General features: G+C 44.3%; 18 protein-coding genes. 14 read left to right on the top strand and 4 right to left on the bottom strand.

The window, feature by feature from the left end:
• Positions 1–118: 118 nt before the first annotated feature.
• A complete protein-coding gene (locus tag AB685_RS09465) occupies positions 119–1171 on the top strand; it encodes an LLM class flavin-dependent oxidoreductase (protein WP_047970325.1) in 1053 nt (350 codons plus the stop codon).
• 37 nt (positions 1172–1208) lie between these two features.
• Entirely contained in the window at positions 1209–2162 is a 954-nt protein-coding gene (locus AB685_RS09460) for an alpha-L-glutamate ligase (protein ID WP_047970324.1), read from the top strand.
• A 67-nt stretch (positions 2163–2229) separates the two neighbouring features.
• Here AB685_RS09460 and AB685_RS09455 read toward each other — a convergent pair whose 3' ends face one another.
• Entirely contained in the window at positions 2230–3582 is a 1353-nt protein-coding gene (locus tag AB685_RS09455; RefSeq protein WP_047970323.1) for a YjiH family protein, read from the bottom strand.
• A gap of 144 nt (positions 3583–3726) precedes the next feature.
• Positions 3727–4725 carry an HD-GYP domain-containing protein gene (locus AB685_RS09450; protein ID WP_198530480.1) on the bottom strand — a complete coding sequence of 333 codons (999 nt, stop codon included), beginning with the start codon at positions 4723–4725 and terminating at the stop codon, positions 3727–3729.
• Positions 4726–4947: 222 nt separating this feature from the next.
• On the opposite strand from AB685_RS09450, the gene AB685_RS09445 reads away from it, so the two are divergent.
• From AB685_RS09445 to AB685_RS30255, 9 genes are all read left to right on the top strand, one after another.
• The gene (locus AB685_RS09445; RefSeq protein WP_047970321.1) at positions 4948–5820 is read left to right on the top strand and encodes a Cof-type HAD-IIB family hydrolase; all 873 of its coding nucleotides are present in this window, start codon (positions 4948–4950) and stop codon (positions 5818–5820) included.
• Positions 5821–6263: 443 nt separating this feature from the next.
• Complete coding sequence (locus AB685_RS09440; protein WP_047970320.1) at positions 6264–7145, top strand: carbon-nitrogen hydrolase family protein; 882 nt, start codon at positions 6264–6266, stop codon at positions 7143–7145.
• A gap of 362 nt (positions 7146–7507) precedes the next feature.
• Entirely contained in the window at positions 7508–8017 is a 510-nt protein-coding gene (locus AB685_RS09435; RefSeq protein ID WP_047970319.1) for a PTS glucose transporter subunit IIA, read from the top strand.
• A gap of 112 nt (positions 8018–8129) precedes the next feature.
• Entirely contained in the window at positions 8130–8954 is an 825-nt protein-coding gene (locus tag AB685_RS09430) for a PRD domain-containing protein (protein WP_047970318.1), read from the top strand.
• 185 nt (positions 8955–9139) lie between these two features.
• Positions 9140–10525 carry a sucrose-specific PTS transporter subunit IIBC gene (locus AB685_RS09425; protein WP_047970317.1) on the top strand — a complete coding sequence of 462 codons (1386 nt, stop codon included), beginning with the start codon at positions 9140–9142 and terminating at the stop codon, positions 10523–10525.
• Positions 10526–10715: 190 nt separating this feature from the next.
• Positions 10716–11660, top strand: coding sequence for an aminoimidazole riboside kinase (locus AB685_RS09420; protein WP_047970316.1), 945 nt, complete (start codon positions 10716–10718; stop codon positions 11658–11660).
• 15 nt (positions 11661–11675) lie between these two features.
• Complete coding sequence (locus AB685_RS09415; RefSeq protein WP_047970315.1) at positions 11676–13133, top strand: sucrose-6-phosphate hydrolase; 1458 nt, start codon at positions 11676–11678, stop codon at positions 13131–13133.
• A 157-nt stretch (positions 13134–13290) separates the two neighbouring features.
• Positions 13291–13764: a hypothetical protein gene (locus AB685_RS09410; protein ID WP_047970314.1), complete on the top strand. Its 474-nt coding sequence runs from the start codon at positions 13291–13293 to the stop codon at positions 13762–13764.
• 1 nt (position 13765) lies between these two features.
• A complete protein-coding gene (locus AB685_RS30255) occupies positions 13766–14296 on the top strand; it encodes a hypothetical protein (RefSeq protein WP_082153573.1) in 531 nt (176 codons plus the stop codon).
• 104 nt (positions 14297–14400) lie between these two features.
• Here the strand turns inward: AB685_RS30255 and AB685_RS09400 are convergent, their stop codons facing one another.
• Complete coding sequence (locus AB685_RS09400; protein ID WP_047970385.1) at positions 14401–15726, bottom strand: short-chain fatty acid transporter; 1326 nt, start codon at positions 15724–15726, stop codon at positions 14401–14403.
• Between the two features lie 144 nt (positions 15727–15870).
• Positions 15871–17373: a BCCT family transporter gene (locus AB685_RS09395; RefSeq protein ID WP_047970312.1), complete on the bottom strand. Its 1503-nt coding sequence runs from the start codon at positions 17371–17373 to the stop codon at positions 15871–15873.
• Between the two features lie 922 nt (positions 17374–18295).
• Between AB685_RS09395 and ccmA the strand changes: the two genes are divergently transcribed.
• The 3 genes from ccmA to AB685_RS09380 are packed head-to-tail and all read left to right on the top strand — an operon-like array spanning position 18296 to position 20677.
• Positions 18296–19021 (top strand): heme ABC exporter ATP-binding protein CcmA, encoded by a 726-nt coding sequence (gene ccmA, locus AB685_RS09390; RefSeq protein ID WP_047970311.1) that lies wholly within the window; start codon positions 18296–18298, stop codon positions 19019–19021.
• The gene (locus AB685_RS09385; RefSeq protein WP_047970310.1) at positions 19018–20028 is read left to right on the top strand and encodes an ABC transporter permease; all 1011 of its coding nucleotides are present in this window, start codon (positions 19018–19020) and stop codon (positions 20026–20028) included. Before ccmA ends, AB685_RS09385 begins: the two co-directional genes overlap by 4 nt.
• A gap of 25 nt (positions 20029–20053) precedes the next feature.
• Positions 20054–20677: a TetR/AcrR family transcriptional regulator gene (locus AB685_RS09380; protein WP_047970309.1), complete on the top strand. Its 624-nt coding sequence runs from the start codon at positions 20054–20056 to the stop codon at positions 20675–20677.
• The last annotated feature ends 12 nt before the right edge of the window (positions 20678–20689 follow it).

The raw sequence follows: 20689 nt of genomic DNA, 5'->3' as shown, positions 1-20689 counted from the left end.
GTCAAACTTCTTCTTATCGGAGGAGTTTTTTTGTTTGTCTATTTTTCACAAAAGGGGTCTGTTAAAGCAACGTCTTATTACAAAGCTTCACGACAAAAATAGCAGGGGGAATTCTGATATGAAGTTTGGGTTTTGGTTGCCAATATTCGGCGGTTGGTTGAGAAATGTGGAGGACGAAAACATGCCTCCTACATTTGACTATGCGAAAAAAGTAATTCAACAGGCGGAACAGCTTGGATTTGATACGACATTGATTGCGGAATTATTTTTGAATGATATAAAAGGACCACAAGAAGACACGTTAGAAGCCTGGTCGACAGCTGCGGCACTTGCTGCTGTTACGGAGAAGATTGAAATTATGACAGCCATCAGGCCAGGGTTTCATAATCCAGCGATTGCCGCTAAAGCCACTGCCAATATCGATCATATCAGTAACGGGCGTTTTACCTTGAATGTTGTCTCTGCTTGGTGGGAGGAGGAGGCTCGTCAATATGGCGGTATTTTTACCGAACATGATGAGCGCTATGACCGCACCAAGGAGTTTATCGAGGTGCTCAAAGGTTTGTGGACAGAAGACTCGTTCAGCTATGACGGGAAATACTACCAGCTGAAAGATACAAAGCTTTTCCCGAAACCAGTACAACGCCCTAATCCGATTCTTTATGCAGGCGGGGAAAGCCCAAAAGGGAAAGAGGTGATCTCCTCCCACTGTGATGCCTATGTGATGCACGGGGGAACAGTAGAGGAAATGGCTGCAAAAATCGCCGGAATGAGAGAGAAGAGATCTGAGACTTCCAATCCACCGTTCCAATCCTTTGGGATGGCCGCCTATGTCATTTGCAGGGATACGGAGGAAGAGGCGCAGGTGGAACTTGCCAGAATCACAGATGTGAAGGAATCCGAGGCATATGCTGGGTTCGTGGATTTTACAAGTAAGTCGCAGCTGGAGCAGCAAGTACAGCTCCAGGATTATTCGGTTTCTAACAGAGGGTTGCGCCCTAATTTAATTGGTACCCCGGAGCAGATTGCTAATAGGATAAAAGAATACGAACAGGCAGGCGTGGATCTATTGTTGTTGCAGTTCTCACCACAACTGGAGGAAATGGAGCGCTTTGCAAAGCAGGTAATGCCACTTGTACACCCTCAAGCGGAAGAGCTTGCCGAAGCATAACATCAACAGAAAACTTTTAAAAATGGAGGCAAACATCGTGGCAAAAATCTATATTATTCATGAAAATAGCGAATGGACGACACATCTTACAAATAGATTGGAAGAATTGGAACTTCCTTTTGAAGAATGGCATTTAGACGAAGGGGTTGTTCCATTGACCGAAGTGCCCCCTGAAGGCGTATTTTATAATAGAATGAGCGCTTCTTCCCATACCCGAAACCATCGCTTTGCACCGGAACTGACGGGATCAGTTTTGGCATGGCTTGAGCATCATGATCGAAAAGTGTTGAACGGCAGTCGTGCGCTTCAGCTGGAATTAAGCAAGGTGAACCAGTACACGGCCCTAGAGAAGGCTGGAGTAAAGACGCCAAAGACCATTGCTGCAGTGGGAAAATCAAACATTTTACAGGCGGCCAAGCGGATAGACTCGGATTCTTTTATCACAAAGCATAATCGCGCTGGAAAAGGGCTTGGTGTTCAGCTTTTCCATTCTACAGCTTCCCTTGAAGAGTACCTGTATGGTCCTGATTTTGAGGAACCGGTGGATGGCATTACACTTATCCAGGAATATATCCAGGCCCCGGAATCTTTCATCACTCGTTGTGAATTCATCGGCGGAAAGTTTGTCTATGCTGTTCAGGTAGATACGTCCGAAGGTTTTGAACTGTGCCCGGCTGATGCCTGCCAAATTGGTGACCTTTTCTGTCCGGTAGGGGAAGAGGTGGAAGAAACGCCGAAATTCAGGATCGTGGAAGGTTTCTCCGACCCGATCATTCATAAATACGAGAAGTTCTTACAAGAGAATAACATTCAAGTGGCGGGCATTGAATTTATCCGTGACCGGAACGGTGTTGTTTACACGTATGATGTCAACACGAACACGAATTATAATGCAGATGCAGAGAAAGCTGCCGGAAAGTACGGGATGCTGGAGCTTGCGAAACTACTTGGAAAAGAGTTAGAGAGTCTAAAGGTAGCGGAAGTCCTTTAAAAAAGCATAAAAAAAGCTATCCAGAAGTTCTGATAAGAACCCTCCGGATAGCTTTTTCATCGTGTTATTAAAAGAAGAACAAATGCGCCATCAACGCGATGACAGGCAACGTAATTAACGTACGTAGGATATAGATAACAAACATCTCCCAAAGGGATACTGGAACTTTGGATCCCAGGATGACACCCCCTACCTCAGATAGGTAGATCAGCTGCGTGACAGAGACTGCTGCCACAACGAAGCGAGTTAGTTCGCTAGGAATTTCTGATGCCAAAATTGCTGGCAGGAACATGTCTGCAAACCCGACGATAAGTGACTTGGATGCCTCTGCTGCATCTGGTATTTGCAACAGTTCCAGCAGTGGAATGAAAGGCATGCCGAGGTACACGAATAGTTTCGTATTTTCAGCTAGGATGAGTGCAATCGTACCGAATGTCATGACGATAGGTGCAACTCCCATCCACATATCAAGGACGTTGCGGCCGCCGTCTCGGAAGAACTTGCCGGCACTCTTATTTTTAGAGGCACGCTCCACCGCTTGGTTGTAACCCCATTTCAGTGGTGATGCCCCTGATGGAATCAGTTCTTTCTCATCCTGTTCCTCGCCGTTATAGTACGTATCCGGCTTTCTGGATAAAGGAGGGATGCGCGGCATGATGATTGCTGCGATAAAACCTGCAACACCTATTGTGATATAAAACGGAATGAACATGTGGCCAAGGTCGACTTGAGTGATAACCACTAGACTGAAAGTGATGGACACGATGGAGAAGGTGGTAGCGATTACCGCAGCCTCTCGCTTTGTGTAATACCCTTCTTCATATTGCTTACTTGTGAGTAGGACCCCAATTGTTCCATCTCCTAGCCAAGATGCTAGGGCATCGATGGAAGAGCGGCCCGGTAATTTAAACAATGGGCGCATAATTTTAGTAAGAAGTGCTCCAAAAAGCTCCAAAAGACCGAAGTTCAATAATAATGGTAAGAACAGACCTGCAAAAAGGAACACAGTTAGTAGTACAGGCAGTAAATCATAAAGAATGACAGCACCTGTAACCTCGCTCCAAACAGCTTCCGGACCAATTTCAAACAAGGTCATGATGGCAAGGATCATAGCCAGGACCCTCACAACTGTCCAGAAAATGGAGACATTCAACAAAGTATTAAAGAAACCATCTTTTTTTGTAAAAGAAGGTTTGGCGATTTTGGTAACGACCGTAGCAATCGCTGTGATAGTGATGATAGTGGTCATGATGGCAGGGATGGTATCCCCAAGCAAATCGCCTAAAATTTCTGCAAGAATGGCGATTGGAATCGTTAATTTTTCATTATACATAACAGGGAACATAAACAATAAGATCCCGATAAGTGAAGGAATAATAAATTTGAGTTTATCTGAAGTTCTGAAAGATGCTTTTTTCAATGTAATAATCTCCTTATGTGTAAATATGCAACGTTAGTCATTTTAATACAATTTTAAATCTTTTCAAAGGTAGTTACTGGAATTAGGCATTTCCCCCCATATACATACCCCGAATATAATGGCTGCAAACCTTATATAAAGAGACTAATTGGCGAAATCAAGAATCTCCAACTCTTTATTTTTTCTAAGGTCAATAAAGTGGTCATCAACCTTGATGATCGGTAAATGTGGTTCATCCGAGTGGATGAAAATAATTTCGGCAAGCTGTCCGTTATTCAGTACTACCACTTCACGCAGATGATTGGAAAGTACATAACTGACAAATGGATAGACAATCGCCGGATTCAATCTATTATAATTTGCCTCTTGTACTAGAATTTTAGTAGTGGTAAATAAATTTTGCTTCGGACGATAGCTTCTTTCCGATGAAAGTGCATCATACATATCCGCTACAGATAGGATTTGAACGAAATAAGGAATCTTGGAATGCTTGATCCCTGTCGGGTAACCGCTTCCATCCAAACGTTCGTGATGCAATAGGGCACCTTGAAGAATATGAGGGTCAATCGCCCTGTTCTTTCTTAGCAATTCATACCCATAGGTCGTATGCTTCTGAATTTCCATCCATTCCTTTTCCGTCAGGCGTGCAGGCTTCTGTATAATGGTCTTGTCGATGAGCAGCTTTCCGACATCATGAAACATCCCCATTTGACCTAGTAGGCTTATGCTGCTTTTATCCAAACCCTGCAGCTTCCCGATCAAAGAAGAATAGATACCAACATTCAAACTGTGGGTGTACGTGTAATTGTCATAGCTTTTCACTTGTTCTATGTAGCGGATGAAAACGGGATCGTCCACGAGCTTATCAACTAGTGGGGTCAACATCTGCTGGATATCTTCCAATGGAGGCAGATTCTCCTGTTCCAGGTTGGCGAAAATGGATTGGAAGGCATCAATACTCTTTTCATACATATTTTTTACATGCTGAAAATACTCTTTGGACAAATGATGGGGCTCGTCCATTACAAAGGCCAGGTCGAAATAATAGGCATGCTTCTGTAAACTTTCCACATGCTTAGCATTAAGAACCGTCCCTTTTCTTAATAAAAGATTCCCCGATAAAGAGTAAATATCATTAATCAAGATTTTACCTATATGATTGGAGGAAATTTTCATAGGGTTCTACCTCACCTAATCCGTATAATACCTTTATTATAAGGGATTTCAAGCTTTTAAAACAGGATTAATTAAACTTTTCAAAATTTTTAGCATAATATTTTCGCAGTATAATGTTTGAAATACGTAGAGAGATTAACTAGGATAGGGGATATACAAAATAATCTACATATAAGAAGGTGAATTCACTTGGTAAAATGTATAGCCATAGATATGGATGGAACGTTATTGAACAACAACCATGTAGTAAGTGAAGAGAATGCGGACGCGGTAAAACTCGCCCAAAAAAATGGAGTGGAAGTGGTAATCGCCACTGGAAGAGCCTATTCAGAGGCCAAGGATGTTCTGGCGGAAGCGGGAATACATACCCCGATAATTTGCGTAAATGGAGCGGAAGCGCGCACGCCGGAAGGGGAAGTTGTCGCGACCAATCCTATTGGAATTATTCTTGGAAGAGAGCTTGCGCGAATTTTGGACAAGCATGATGTCTACTTTGAAATCTATACCCAAAACGGGACATTCTCGAAAGATTATGATAAGGCGATAGCAACCATTATGGATGTTTTCATGTCAGCGAGTGATGAAAACGACTATGACAAAGTTTTAAAGGCTGCACAAGAAAGAATGGAAGATGGGAATGTAAAAATGGTTGATAGCTTTGAACCTATTTTGCAAGATGAGGGGAAAGTTATCTATAAACTCCTTGCCTTCTCCATGAATAAAGAAAATCTGGAAGCGGCACGTTCTGAACTGCTGGAATTAGGCACGGTTGCCGTTAGTTCATCTGGTAAGGATAACTTGGAAATTACAAGTGTGGACGCTCAGAAAGGGATTGCTCTGACTACTTTCACCTCAGAGCGAGGAATTTCGATGGAAGACACGATGGCCATCGGGGACAACTACAACGACGTGTCTATGTTTGAGCGTGTCGGTAGAGCGGTTGCGATGGAAAATGCACCAGATGGGGTTAAGGAAAAAGCGCATATGATTACGGATACGAATGTCAATAGCGGTGTTGCCAAAGCGATTATTGATGCGATGGCGAAGAGTGAAGTTGGTTGACGGAGGTTTGGATGTTGGGCTTTTGGCTTTTGACCGGGCGGCTTGTGGGCTGCCTGGTTTGTTTTTGTTTTAATTGGGAATGGGGCAAGGTAATTTAGGGGTGATTTTCCCCCAACTTGAGAGGAAGGGCAGTGCTAGCTGAAATATATCAGTAAATTTCGAGATATATCATGAAAATCCGGAATTTATCAGGAAATTTTGGGATATATCAGGAATTCTCAAGATATATCAAGAAATCCAGAGATATATCAAGAAATCGACATGAAACCCCACCATTCGACCCTCCGGTTTCCCCCCCACTCCTCCCCTGATTCTCCTACCAAAACATCCCAAAAATTCACCATTGAGACCACCCCATCTATCCCTTATAATGGGTTAGTTGCAACAAAAGAATTTCGGCTAACAAAAGAAACATTTTACATATACAAGGGGGTCCTGCTGCCATGAAGTTTCGTACTTCTGCTGTGCAATATCCATTGCATACGATTTCAAGCTTTGACGAGTTTGCAAATCAAATCATTCATTATGTGAAAACTGCCGCTGAGTTTGATGCGGATTTTGTCCTGTTCCCTGAGTTTTTGACGACCCAACTGATCTCTTTTCCTGTGAATGGGAGAGAGCAGACCATCTATGACCTGCCAAAGTACACGGAACACTATCACCAGCTGTTCAGTGGAATTGCCATCCAGACCGGCATGCATATCATCGGCGGCACACACATTATTGAAAAAGAAGGCAAGCTTTACAACGCAGCCCACCTGTTCTACCCGGATGGACGTATTGCCACACAGGCCAAGCTGCATCTTACACCGACAGAAGTGTATGAATGGGGTCTGACCCCTGGTGAGGACCTGCAGATCTTCCATACGGATTTCGGTCCCATCTCCTTGCTTACGTGTTATGACATCGAGTTCCCGGAAGCTGTCAGACTCGTGAAGGCGATGGGGGCGGATGTGGTATTCTGTCCATCTTGCACAGATGACCGCCACGGCTTCCACCGAGTAAGATATTCCTGCCATGCGCGGACAATTGAAAACCAGATCTATGTCGTGACAACAGGAACAATCGGTTCCTTGCCGACTGTCGATTTCATGCGTGGAAACTTCGGACAAGCTGCAATCATTTCACCAAACGATGTGCCATTCCCTCCGCGCGGTATTGTAGCGGAAGGGGAGCTTAACACCGACATGATCATTACAGGCGACCTGGATCTGACACTCCTGCACAAAGTAAGGGAGAGCGGATCTGTTACAACCTGGCGAGACCGACGCAACGACCTCTACCCAGACTGGGAAAAGCTTGTCAAAGGCACACTCACATATTGATTGACAAGGCTGTTTTCTCAAAGATTGTTGCTACTCGCTAGTAAAAAGTCGGCATTTGGACTTTTTACCGTTTATCTACTCTATAAAAGCCATGCAGTCTATCCTGTAAAGCAAGGAAAAGAGCACGACAGCAACGATTATAACGGTCGTTATAAGAATACGAATAGGCAATAAAGTATGCGAAAAGATCCATTGACAAACAGAGCGATCTGTCTTACCTTATAAACATAATAATATAAACACACACATAGGATTGTGACTGGTAATGCAGGCAAGACCTAATACGCTTACTTCTACAAAGGAGAAGCGTATTGGGTCTTTTTCTATTTCTGCACAATTCAGAAAATTGGGAGGAAAATCATATGTCATTTTTCAAAAAGCTTTTCGGAAGCAAAGAAGAAGTGAAAACAGAAGAGGTCTTAATAGCCCCGATTACAGGGAAGATTGTTCCGCTTGAAGAAGTGCCAGACCCAGTATTCGCTCAAAAAATGATGGGAGACGGCATCGCAATTGAGCCGACTGAAGGAACGGTTGTATCCCCGGTAAACGGAGAAATCGTGCAATTCTTCCCAACAAAACACGCGATCGGAATTAAATCCGAGACAGGTGTGGAAGTTCTGATTCACGTAGGACTTGAAACGGTAGGCATGAAAGGCGAGGGCTTTGAAGGTCTTGTGGAAGTTGGCGACAAAGTAAAAGTCGGTACTCCATTATTAACATTTGATATTGAGCTGATTAAAGAAAAAGCGAAAAGCATTGTAACGCCTGTTATCCTGACAAACGGGGATATCATTGATACAGTGACAAAACATGCTGTCAAAACGGCAACAAAAGGCGAAACAGCATTGGTGGATTGGAATATCAAAGCTTAATTTTCCCGAGGACGCCCTGTTTTCTTTTACCCACTACGTTACTGCTTTGTATAGCCAACTGGATTGGTTATAATAAGAGGTAAATAGGACGGTAAATTGGGGAGAGACGAGATTGAAAATAAGTAAAGTGTTAAACAATAATTCGGTCGTCGTGAAAGAGGACGACCAGGAAAAGATTGTGATGGGTCTTGGTGTCGGCTTCCAAAAACGAAAGAACGACCTAGTGGACCGGAGCAAAATCGAGAAGATCTTTGTGATGAAAGAGGAGAATGACAAGTTTCAAGAACTGCTTTCCACCCTTCCTGTCGAGCATATAGATGTGGCAGAGGAGATTATCAGCTATGCAGAAGGTAAGCTGATGGTACCTTTGAGCAACCATATCCATATCTCCTTGACGGATCACCTCTCTTTTGCGATTGAACGTTTGGAAAAAGGCTACATCATTCAAAACAAATTGCTGAACGAAATTCGGGTCCTCTACAAGCCCGAATTTGTAATCGGCCAATGGGCACAGCAATTGATTAAAGAAAGGCTTGGCGTGGATATTCCGGATGATGAAGTGGGACATATCGCCCTGCATCTTCACACCGCCAAAATGGGATCGAAAAGTATGGAAAACACCATGCAGCTGGCCACCATCATCCGCGATGCGATAGAAATCATTGAGAAAGAGTTTGGCATGACGATTGAAGAGACTTCCATCAACTATCAACGTCTGCTCACACATCTTAGATTTGCAATCAACAGAGTCGAAGAAGGGGAACCTTTTCACGCGATGGACCCTGAAATGTTGGAATTATTGCAGATGAAGTTTGGGAGAGCATTCGGGACTGCGCAAAAGATTGCCGATTTTCTCTTTGCTGAATATGACATTCACTTTCCGCTATCGGAAGTTGGATACATCACGCTCCACATCCAACGGTTGACGGATAAGTAAAGAGCCTAATTTTATCGAACGGGTGAAAATGTAACCGTATTCGCTGACATCTATATACAGGATTGTGACTGGTAATGCAGGCAAGACCTAAAACTGCCAAGGACACGTAGGGACCACTCTACCTACCTTGCAGGTTTTGGGTCTTTTATTTTGAAAAATATTTGGAAAAAGAGGTGCTCAATATCATGAATTATAAAAAGATAGCCAAAGACCTTATCCCCCTGCTTGGAGGGGAAGACAATGTCATCAGTGCCACACACTGTGCCACTCGCTTGCGACTTGTCTTGAAAGATGACGAGAAGGCCACAGCAAATCGTGACAAAATAGAAGAACTTGAAGAAGTAAAAGGAGCGTTTGCTAGCTCCGGACAGTTCCAAGTCATTTTCGGTACAGGAATCGTCAATAAAGTATATGCAGAATTTGCAGAAGAAGTGGGCCTGAAGGAAAAAGACACACAAGATCACGCAGAAGCGGCGAAAAAGAAAATGAACCCGTTCGCCCGTTTCGCAAGAACATTGTCCAACATTTTTGTACCAATCATCCCCGCCATCGTGGCAAGCGGTCTTTTGATGGGACTGCTTGGGATGGTGACAACATTCGGATGGGTGGACGACGACAGTTCATTTGTGCAAATGCTGAACATGTTCTCCAGTGCAGCTTTCATCATCTTACCGATCCTGCTCGGTTATAGTGCCGCAAAAGAATTCGGAGGGAATCCGTTCCTTGGCGCTGTGATCGGGGGAATCATGACCCACCCTGACTTGCTGAATCCATGGGGGCTTGCAGAAGCGCAGCCGGAATATATGGATTTCATGGGACTTGATGTAGCATTGATAGGCTACCAGGGAACCGTCGTACCTGTTCTACTTGCAGTGTTCGTGATGAGCATGATCGAAAAAAATCTCCGAAAAATCGTGCCAAGTGCAATTGATTTACTTGTAACACCATTTGTGACCGTCATCCTGACAGGATTTTTCACACTTCTTGCCATCGGACCATTGGGAAATGCTATCGGTTCAGGTATCACGTTGGTTCTAAACTTTGTCTATGACTATGGAAGTGTGTTTGCCGGCCTTATTTTCGGTGGATTATACTCGCTGATCGTGATTACAGGGGTTCACCACAGCTTTCACGCAATTGAAGCAGGCCTGCTTGCGGACATTGGAATCAACTACCTCTTGCCGATATGGTCCATGGCTAACGTAGCACAAGGTGGAGCCGGGCTAGCCGTTTACTTCCTAGCAAAACGCGCGAAAACGAAAGAGCTTGCCTTACCTGCTGCCCTTTCTGCGTTCTTGGGGATTACCGAACCAGTTATTTTTGGAGTAAACTTAAGATATCGTAAACCATTTATCGGTGCAGCCATTGGTGGTGCACTAGGTGGAGGCTATGTCGTTCTGACTAACGTTGTCGCTAATGCCTATGGGCTAACAGGAATCCCGATGATCGCCATCCTTGTCGAGTTCGGAACGGTCAATGTCGTCAACTATCTCATAGGTTTCGCTATCGCCGTAGTCGGTGCCTTTGTAGCCACTTGGATTATGGGCATTAAAGAAGAGGATGTAAAATAATCACCTATCCCCCCTGTTGACTGAAGTGCAGGGAGTGAGACTCCAGCGGGAGGTAGCGGTAGCTTGAGACCCCACAGCGCAGCGAGGAGGCTCAAGCAGACGCCCCGCGGAAAGCGAACTCCCGGAACGAAAGGAAATAGGGAGTGAACCGGATATCCATCAGATTTAAATGAATAGGAGGAACCAACCCATGAAAAAAGGAATCATCTCACTAGGAGAAGCATTAATCGACTTCATCCCGCTTGACCCCGACAACATTACCTATCAAAAAAGCCCAGGAGGAGCCCCTGCCAATGTAGCAGTCGGTGTCGCACGCCTTCAAGTAGATTCCACCTTTATCGGCAAAGTCGGAAATGATGTGCTGGGAAGATTCCTACAGAAAACACTTTCAAGCTACGGTGTAAACACGGACTCGATGGTGCTGACAGACGACATTCGTACAGGTGTCGTGTTCGTCACTTTAGAAGACGGGGAGCGCAGCTTTGACTTCTACATCAATCCAAGTGCCGACCGTTTCTTAACAGAAAAAGAAATAGATGAGAAATTGTTCGACCAAAACAAGATCCTGCACTTCGGCTCCATCTCCCTCATTAGCGAGCCATCCAGAAGCGCCACGATTAAAGCAGTGAAGTTTGCCAAAGAAAGAGGCTTAATCGTTTCCTATGACCCGAATCTCCGCCTTGGCCTTTGGGACAGCAAGGAAGCGGCTAAAGAGCAGATTATATCCATGTTACCCTATGCAGATATTTTAAAAATTTCAGAAGAAGAACTGGAGTTTATTACTGGCGAGAAGGACATTGAAAAAGGGGCGGCAAAGCTCGAAAAGTACGAGATTCCACTTTTGCTAGTGACACTTGGATCAGAAGGAAGCTATGCATTTACAAAAGATGGACATCAGCACGTACCTGCCCGCAAGGTTGAAACAGTGGATACAACGGGAGCGGGAGATGCATTTGTCTCGGGAATTCTCTATATGGCAAATGAATGGGAAGGAGATGTTCGCTCCATCACACTCGAAAGTGCAGTGGAAATGGCGACCTTCGCAAGTGTCTCTGGCTCCCTTGCCGCTTCGGAAAAGGGTGCCATGACCGCGCTCCCGACGTTAGATCAAGTTCAATCCATACTAGCAAAATAAAGGAGTTTTTCTTTTATGACGGAAAGAGAGCAAGAGCTTATCAGACTTGCAGAGGAAGAAGTGGAGAGAAGTAGAGAGATGGTCGAGCGTGACCCATACCGTTTGCGTTACCATCTGATGCCACCAGTCGGATTGTTGAACGACCCGAACGGATTTATCCAATGGAACGGGAAATATCATCTCTTTTATCAATGGATGCCATTCAAGACGGGGCATGGGGCAAAATTCTGGGGGCACTATTCTTCAGACGATCTTGTCACTTGGAAGCATGAACCGATTGCCTTGGCACCGAGTGAGTGGTATGAGAAGAACGGCTGTTACTCCGGAAGTGCTGTGGAGCATGACGGGAAAATGGTCCTCTTTTACACCGGTAATGTGAAGGATGAAGAAGGAAACCGCGAAACCTATCAATGTATGGCCGTTTCTGATGATGGAGTGACGTTTGATAAAAATGGTCCGGTTGTCGAGCTGCCGGAAGGGTACACCCCCCATTTCCGAGATCCCAAGGTGTGGAAAAATGGCTCTCACTGGTATATGGTCGTCGGTGCGCAAAGTGAGGACCTGACTGGCAAAGTGGCTCTCTTGAAATCTGCTGATTTAAAAGAATGGGAGCATGTTGGTGCCATTGCAGGATCTGGCATGAACAGCTTAGATGACTTCGGATACATGTGGGAGTGCCCCGACCTGTTTGAGCTCAGGGGTGTGGACGTACTCATTACATCTCCCCAAGGCCTTAAGCCTGATGGAATGAAGTATCATAACGTCTACCAGGCAGGCTATTTTGTTGGAAAGCTTGATTACGAGCAGGCAAAATTTGAACATGGTGAATTTGTAGAGCTTGATCGAGGATTCGAATTCTATGCCCCTCAGACCACCTTGGATGATAAGGGGCGTCGCTTGATGGTCGGCTGGATGGGCGTGCCGGAGCAGGATGAGGACAAGCATCCGACAATTGAACATAAGTGGGTTCATGCATTAACACTGCCGCGTGAACTGAAATGGAGCGAAGGGCGGTTGCTGCAGCTACCTGTAGAAGAATTGTCGCAAATGCGCGTGGGCGAACCGTTAATCAATCGTGATTTGAAGTTGTCGGCTGAAAAGGTGGAACTGTGTACGGAGGCTCCAGGTAGTTCTATGGAGATAGAATTCAAATTCGGACCATTGGAAAAAGCGGTGACTTCGTTCGAATTGAATCTATTAGAAACATCAAAGGTAACTTTTGACTCAGAGGCCGGCGTCTTTTCCCTTCACCGCAAAAGCTTCGTTACAGGTGAATGGGAGACACGCAGCTGTGCATTAAGTGCTCTGTCGAGTGTACGTCTTTTCCTCGATACCTCCTCCATTGAGCTATTTATCAATGAAGGGGAAGAAGTCTTTACCGCGCGAATCTTCCCGGCTGAAGATGCACAAAGAACAGTGCGGGTATCTGGAGCAGGTCTCATTTCCGAAATGAAGAAATGGAGGTTGAAATAGAACTGCAATCAATAAAGCAACCCCTTCGCTTCGAATAAATCAATACTTTTGAGAAATGCTAAAGAGAAGCAGAAACAATGGCTTCTCTTTTTCCTATCCATCAAGTAATGACCGTGTCTTACCATCCCAAAAAATTTAACAAGGAGGAAAACCCCAAATGGAAATAGTCATCTACCTGATCCTGACCTGGTTCATAGCGGTATATTTCCTGTTTCAGAAAAAGAGCCTGCTTCTGATAGAAAACCTTCTGCTATTCCTCTTTTTTCTTTTCATAAACAAATGTGTCCTGACGTTGATAAGCATGAATCTAAGCTTAATCATGTACAGTAAGGAGCCACATCTATTCATCTGCTTTTGGCTGCAGCGGAATATCATTTTCCCTCTAATTCTGTTGATTTTTGTTAACGGCGTTTTCCAGAGATCCACACGCACAAAAGTGGTAGCAGGAGTGTTTACTTTGATTATCGTTCTATTAAGTGAGGCGCTGGCAATCCATTTTTCCATCATACATTATCATATGTGGTCATTTTTCATCTCATTTGTGGTGGCTGCACTTTATCTTTTGGCTGCATTGGGAATCTCTTCATACTATCGCCGTCTATTAATAAAAGAGGGGATGGTGAGCACCTGAAATGGAACCAACTCCAACGATCAACTATGATTATTATTTCAACTCAAATGAATGGTTTATTATCGTTTCCCTGCTAGCAGGCTATGCACTCATTTTCTTTTTACCGAAAAGGTTCCCGTTATCGCTGACTCTTCTTTTTCTCGTTATCGGAATCAACAGTGGCATTGTATTTGATCACACCATCAGCATCCCGCCTTTCGATTTTTACGATGTCAATGACAGCTCCTATTTCGAACTGTTCGATTTTCTGTCCTATATCCAGTACGGACCGTTTGGATATCTTTTTTTCTATCTTCATAGCTACCTCAAAATAAAGGGCTATTTCAACATGCTCTATATTGTTATGTGGTCGATCATTGCCATGTTCACCGAGGGAATTGCTGCATACCTGGGAGTTTTCCATTACAAGGGAGGCTATGTATTCTACTACTCGTTCCCTTTTTATTTTTACATCCAGAGCATTACATTGGTGCTCTATCTTTACATCATGAGGGTCACAAAGATTCCACAAAAATACCCTCCACACCAGTGATTGCGTGTAGAGGGTATAAAAGGCTTAAGGTCGTACCCGGCACGTGCCCGGTCTTTTAAAGTAGGATCTTGGACTTTTTACGGCTTATCGACTCTAAAAGAGCCTTAAAGTAACAAAAATGCCAGAGAAATGATGGCGCCACTTACAAATAGTACAATGACACAGAAGCCCATGATGTCCTTTGCTTTCAAACCGGCTATGGCCAAAGCAGGCAAGGCCCAGAATGGTTGGATGAGGTTCGTCCACGCATCGCCCCATGAAACAGCAAGGGCAGTTTTGGCAATAGAAACATTCATCGTTTGTGCGGCCTCTAACATGACTGGAGCTTGAACAGACCATTGTCCTCCACCTGAAGGGACGAAGAAGTTCACAATTCCGGCACTAAGGAAAGCGAAGAAATGGAATGTGTGCTCATTGGAAATGTTGACGAACGCTTCAGACATGACAGCAGCAAGTCCTGACGCGGTCATCATACCCATGATCCCTGCATAGAAAGGGAACTGGATAATGATTCCGCTTGCCCCTTTCACCGCATTTGTGACAGACTCAAGGAAGTTCCTCGGCCGCCAGTGGAAGAGGATTCCCAGGAACAAGAATAGGAAATTGACAATATCAAGATTTAGTTTAAAACCGTTGTCTGCAAAATAGTAAAATAGGAATAGAAGACCCATAACAGATACCACTAATGATAGAACCCAGCTGTTCTCAAGACGCTCGGCAGGTGTCATGGTTGATTTTTCAATGGTTGCCGCCTGCAGACTTGATGCATCATCCAACACGGCAGGATCGACTGTGATGGTTTCTTCCTTTGATGGCATCATGAAACGGTTCAATATTGGCAGTGTCACAAAGAGTGCTGCTAAGATAATCAAGTTGAAAGGGGAGAAAATGGTCTGATCTGTTGAGATAACCCCGATCAACCCCTCTGAAAAATGTCCCTCTGTTGCGATGGTGAGCGGAATGGAGCCGGAAAACCCTCCGTGCCATACGATGAATCCACTGTAAGCGCTTGCAATTAAGAGTCGGTAATCCACATTTTGTACTCGTTTCGCGAGCTCCTTTGCAAATAAGGCACCGATAACAAGACCGAAGCCCCAGTTGATCCAGCTAGCAATAATAGACACAATAGTTACGATAATAATCGCGCTGCCCGGAGATTTAGCTGTGGAAGCCAAGGCGCCAAGGAACCTTTTGAAAATGGCGCTGCTTGCTAGTACGTATCCTGTAACAAGAACAAGTACCATCTGCATAGAAAATGTGAGCAGAGCCCAGAAGCCGCCGCCCCAATGTTGTACCATTTCAGTAGGACCGCTATCGGTAAATAGGAGTCCAAGGCCGAAAACCACAAGTGTCAGGATGATTACAAACAAGAATGGATCTGGTAGATAACGCTGCATAATACGATTAAAAAATGAAATGATTCCCTTCACAATTACTCCCCCCAATATAGTTTTTTGTCGAAATTTATCCCTTCCCTCCTTTACATTTCTATACTAATAGATATATTCCTGCTTTTTAGGGGCAGTCCACAATACACAAAAAAATACACCCTCCGATAAAAGAGGGTGCAATCATCACAATTTTTTACTTCTTTTCAACCCCGGTTCTTGCCTTAATGATTTAAAGAGGGAGTAACAGATTCCTACTAAAATGACGGTAAACGGCAGTGCCGAAACAAGAGAGGCTGTCTGCAAGCCTTCGAGCCCACTTGCCAATAATAGCACTGCGGCAATCGCCGCCATCAAGGTTCCCCAAATGACACGCAATAATAGGGGAGGATTCAAGCTTCCACCAGATGTCATCGTCCCCAGAATATAGGTAGCGGAATCTGCAGAAGTAATCAAAAACGTAAAGATAAGTAAAATCGACAACAATGATAAAATAAACGTGAACGGGAGCTGGGCAAAAGTTGCAAACAGGGCGGAGGTGATATCATTATCCACCGCCTGGGCAATCTCCGTACCGCCAAACAGATCAAAGTGTAAAGCCGTTCCTCCAAATACCGCTATCCAGAACAAGGCAATAACAGGAGGGACGATCAGCACACCAAACACAAACTCCCTGATGGTTCGACCTCTAGAAACCCTGGCAATGAAAGCCCCGACAAATGGAGACCAGGCGATGGCCCATGCCCAATAGAAAATCGTCCAATCACGTACCCACGTACCTCCCTGATAAGGGGTTAAACGCAAGCTCGTGTTGAAGAAGCTGGATATGTAATCACCAATCCCTAACGTGAAGGTATTCAATATAAAAACGGTCGGACCTGTGAAAAACACGAAGACCATCAACAACAGAGCCAGTGACAGATTCAAATTACTCAAGTACTTTATCCCGCGCTCAATCCCGGTAGTAGTGGAAGTGAGGTAGAGAACCAGCAGCACCGCAATGATGATAAGCTGCATCATCCCATTATTGGGAATGCCAAACACCACATTCAAGCCACCGTTGATCTGTAAAATTCCAAGTCCAAGTGAAGTGGCAACCCCCATCACTGTGGCAATAACCGCCAAGATATCAATCGGTTTACGTATGTATGCACGTTTCTTCTCTCCGATAATCGGTTTCAATGTCGTAGAGATAAGCCCGTCCTCTTTTTTTCTAAACTGAAAATATCCGATTGCCAAGCCCACAATAGTAAAGACGGACCACTGGCTTACTCCCCAATGGAAAAATGAATACTGCATCGCAACCCTTGCAGCATCTTCACCTAACGCCTCCACCGTTTCCCGAGGTGGAGTAAAAAAATGGCTCATCGGCTCGGCAATTCCCCAGAACACCAGTCCTACACCGAATCCTGCACTGAACAGCATCCCTATCCATGTGAAAAAAGAATATTCAGGTCGGTCCTCGTCATTGCCAAGTCGCACCTTTCCATACTTCGTGAGTGCAATCACAAAGCAAAATAAAACAAAAAATAATACCGCCAATAAATAGAACCAGCCGAATGCATAGGTAGTAAAATTAAAAATTTCTGTTGCAACTGTTGCAAAGGCCTTAGGTGCAACTGCACCTATGATTACCAATAATGCCACCACAATGGCGGAAAACCAAAATACAATGTCTAGCTTTTTCACCGTTAAATCTCTCCAATCTCTCTCTAAAGAAGTTCAATATTTTATATTTCCCTATCTTTAGAGATTTACACTTTCTATTGACAAGGCTCTTTTCTCAAGGCTCTTTTCTCAAAGATTGTTGCTATTTTATAGTAAAAAGTCGGCAATTGGACTTTTTATCGCGCATCTACTCCAAATTAAGCATGCAGTCTATCCCGTATAGCCAGGAAAAGAACACGATAGCAAGGAATATAACGGTTGATTTATAAATACGAAAAAGCAACAAAGTTTACGAAAACAACCTTTCTCAAAGATGGTTGCTATTCCCTTGTAAAAAGTCGGTATTTGGGACTTTTTACTGCTTATCTACTATAAAATTGGCATGCAAGTTATCCTGTACCGCCAGGAAAAGAGCACGACAGAAAGGAATATAACGGTTGGTTTATTAATGCGTAAAAGCAACAAAGTTTACGAAAATAGCCATTGACATAGAGTCTGTCCTTCCCGTATGATTTAATAAAAAGTGAGTAATCACTCATTTTAAAAGGTAAGAAAGTATATAATTCTGTTGATTTCCATTCCAGGCGCTTCGCTTTCCAGTGGGCGGTCCGGGAGCCTCCTCAGGCCTCCTGCGGGGTCTCCCCTGTCCCTTCCACTCCAATCAACAAGGTAATTTCATTCATCGAAAGGCTAACTAAAAAACTATCTTAAAGAGATAACTGGTTTCTAGCTGTGTATTGGAGCAAATGGCGAAGACTCCCACGGGGGAGTAGCGACAATCTTGAGACCCCGCAACGGAGTGAGGAGGCTCAAGGTCGCCCCGTGGAAAGCGAAGCCATTTGCGGAAAGGAACAGCGCCGATTAACCAATCAACTAAAATTTTTTAGCTTTAAAAGGACCGGGCGGTTTTTCTCGGTTTTTCTTAAAAGAGAGGAGTAAACTAATGTCCAACCAAGTCTGCACTGTATCCCAATTATCTATTTCGTTTGGAAAAACAGAAGTATTGAAAAATATCAGCTTAACTATAGAAAAAGGAGAGATCTTCGGCTTTTTAGGACCATCAGGAGCGGGAAAGACAACACTTGTAAAAGCAATCGCCGGTCTTCAAGTCATCAATAAAGGAACAGTGGAGGTGCTGAATGTTAAAATGCCCACCCTGTCACTCTCGGAAAGAATCGGGTATATGGCGCAATCAGATGCTCTGTATCAGGATCTGACAGCCCAGGAGAACCTCCAGTTTTTTGCATCCCTTTATAAAATGAAAGCAACAGAAAGGAAAAAAAGAATCCAGGAAGTGATGGAACTGGTCAACCTGCAGGAGCACCTCCATAAACCTGTTCAGCAATTCTCGGGCGGGATGAAGCGCAGACTGTCCCTTGCGATATCTCTTCTTCACAACCCCGAAATCCTCATCCTGGATGAACCTACTGTAGGAATTGATCCTCTATTGAGGAAGTCCATCTGGCAGGAGCTGAAAGAACTCACTAGTAAAGGCACTACTGTACTGGTCACCACGCATGTCATGGATGAAGCGCAAAAGTGCGACCGACTTGCTATGATCAGAGAGGGAGAGTTGCTTGCCGTGGGAAGTACAGAAGAACTGGAAAGGGTTACTGGTACGACTAATATGGAAGACGCATTTCTGAAGCTTGGAGGTGCAACAGTATGAGAGTTACTGCTGTAATCATCCGTATTTTACGCCAGTTTGTTCGGGATAAAAGAACGCTGGGCTTAATGATTGTTGCGCCTATGCTTATCTTGGCCCTGATGAATGTGGTATTTGCAGATCAGGAGCCAAAGATTGAAGTTGGATTGGTTGGTGAGGCTCAGCTTCTGGAATCCCGTTTTCAGGATGACAATATTCGAATAATTTTAATAGATAATGAAGAACAAGGATGGGAGAGAATATCAGAGTCGAAAATCGATGCCTTTCTGACAAAGGAAAAACTAGTACTTGAAGGCAGTGATCCGTCCGTCAACCGGGCTATCTTACTTAAAATGCAAGGGATGAGTCAACCTTCTGATGATAGAAGAACATCGTTTGAAGTGCAGTATGCATACGGTTCGGAAGGAATGGAGATGTTTGATAACATCGGTCCCTTTCTTATTGTCTTCTTCGTTTTCTTTTTCGTCTTTTTGATTGCAGGGGTTTCTTTTCTCAGGGAACGTACAAGTGGGACGCTCGAACGCCTGATGGCTACACCGATCAAGAGGTGGGAGCTTGTGACCGGGTATGTGGCTGGCTTCGGAATATTTACCCTCATCCAGTCTAGCATCATCGTCCTGTTTACCATATACGTTCTGGACATTCAGATGGCAGGAAGTATACTCTCCATCCTATTTGTCACATTCACTGTGGCGATTACAGCGTTGACACTTGGAACCTTATTATCTGCATTTGCCCGTAACGAGCTGCAGATGATCCAATTCATTCCGCTAGTTGTCGTGCCGCAAGTCTTCTTTTCCGGCCTGTTTTCCATTGAGGCCATGCCGGATTGGCTCCAGAAAATCAGCTTGGTCATGCCTTTGACCTATGCAGGGGAAGCGATGAAGGATATTATGATTAGAGGGAAGGGACTTGAAGAAATAGTCGGAAACGTTCTACTGCTGTTTGGATTCTCCCTTCTGTTTATCCTACTAAATATAAGAGCATTAAAAAAATACCGTCCGACATAGGTTCATAGTGCGGAAAGGGGCAGGCATGAACAATCAAGATGAAAAGAAAATGAGTGAAAAGCATCGAAAAATACTGGAGGCGGCCATCGAAACATTCGCCGAGAAGGGGTATGCCGCCACCTCTACGAATGAAATTGCCAAAAAGGCGGGGGTAGCGGAGGGCACCATTTTCAGGCATTACAAAACGAAAAAAGAATTGCTTCTGTCCATCGTATCCCCGACAGTAGCCAAGTTTGTCGCACCACATTTCGCCAAATCGTTCTCCAAAGAAGTGCTCGAGGGGGAGTATGACAGCTATGAAGCATTCCTAAGAAAACTGGCATACAACCGCTATGAATTTATAAAACAGAACTTCCCAATCCTAAAAATATTCATCCAGGAAGTGGCGTTCCATGAAGAGTTTCAAAAGCCATATTTCACCCTCTTCAAGGAAGTCATCCTTCCCAACTTTACAAAAGTGGTGATACACTTCCAGGAAAAAGGGGAGCTGAAAAATCTCCCACCCGAAACAATCATCCGGTTTACAGTATCCACCATTGCGGGAACGATCTTCACGCAACGCTTTCTTGATCAAAAACAGAATTTTGATCAAGAGCTAGAAACGGCCATTTCCTTTTTGATGGATGGATTAAAGCCTCGGGATAAATAGTGCGAGCGGTTA

The organism is Bacillus sp. LL01, assembly GCF_001037965.1.
The sequence above is the reverse complement of the archived record's forward strand: the minus strand, read 5'-3'. Positions and strand labels throughout refer to the sequence as shown.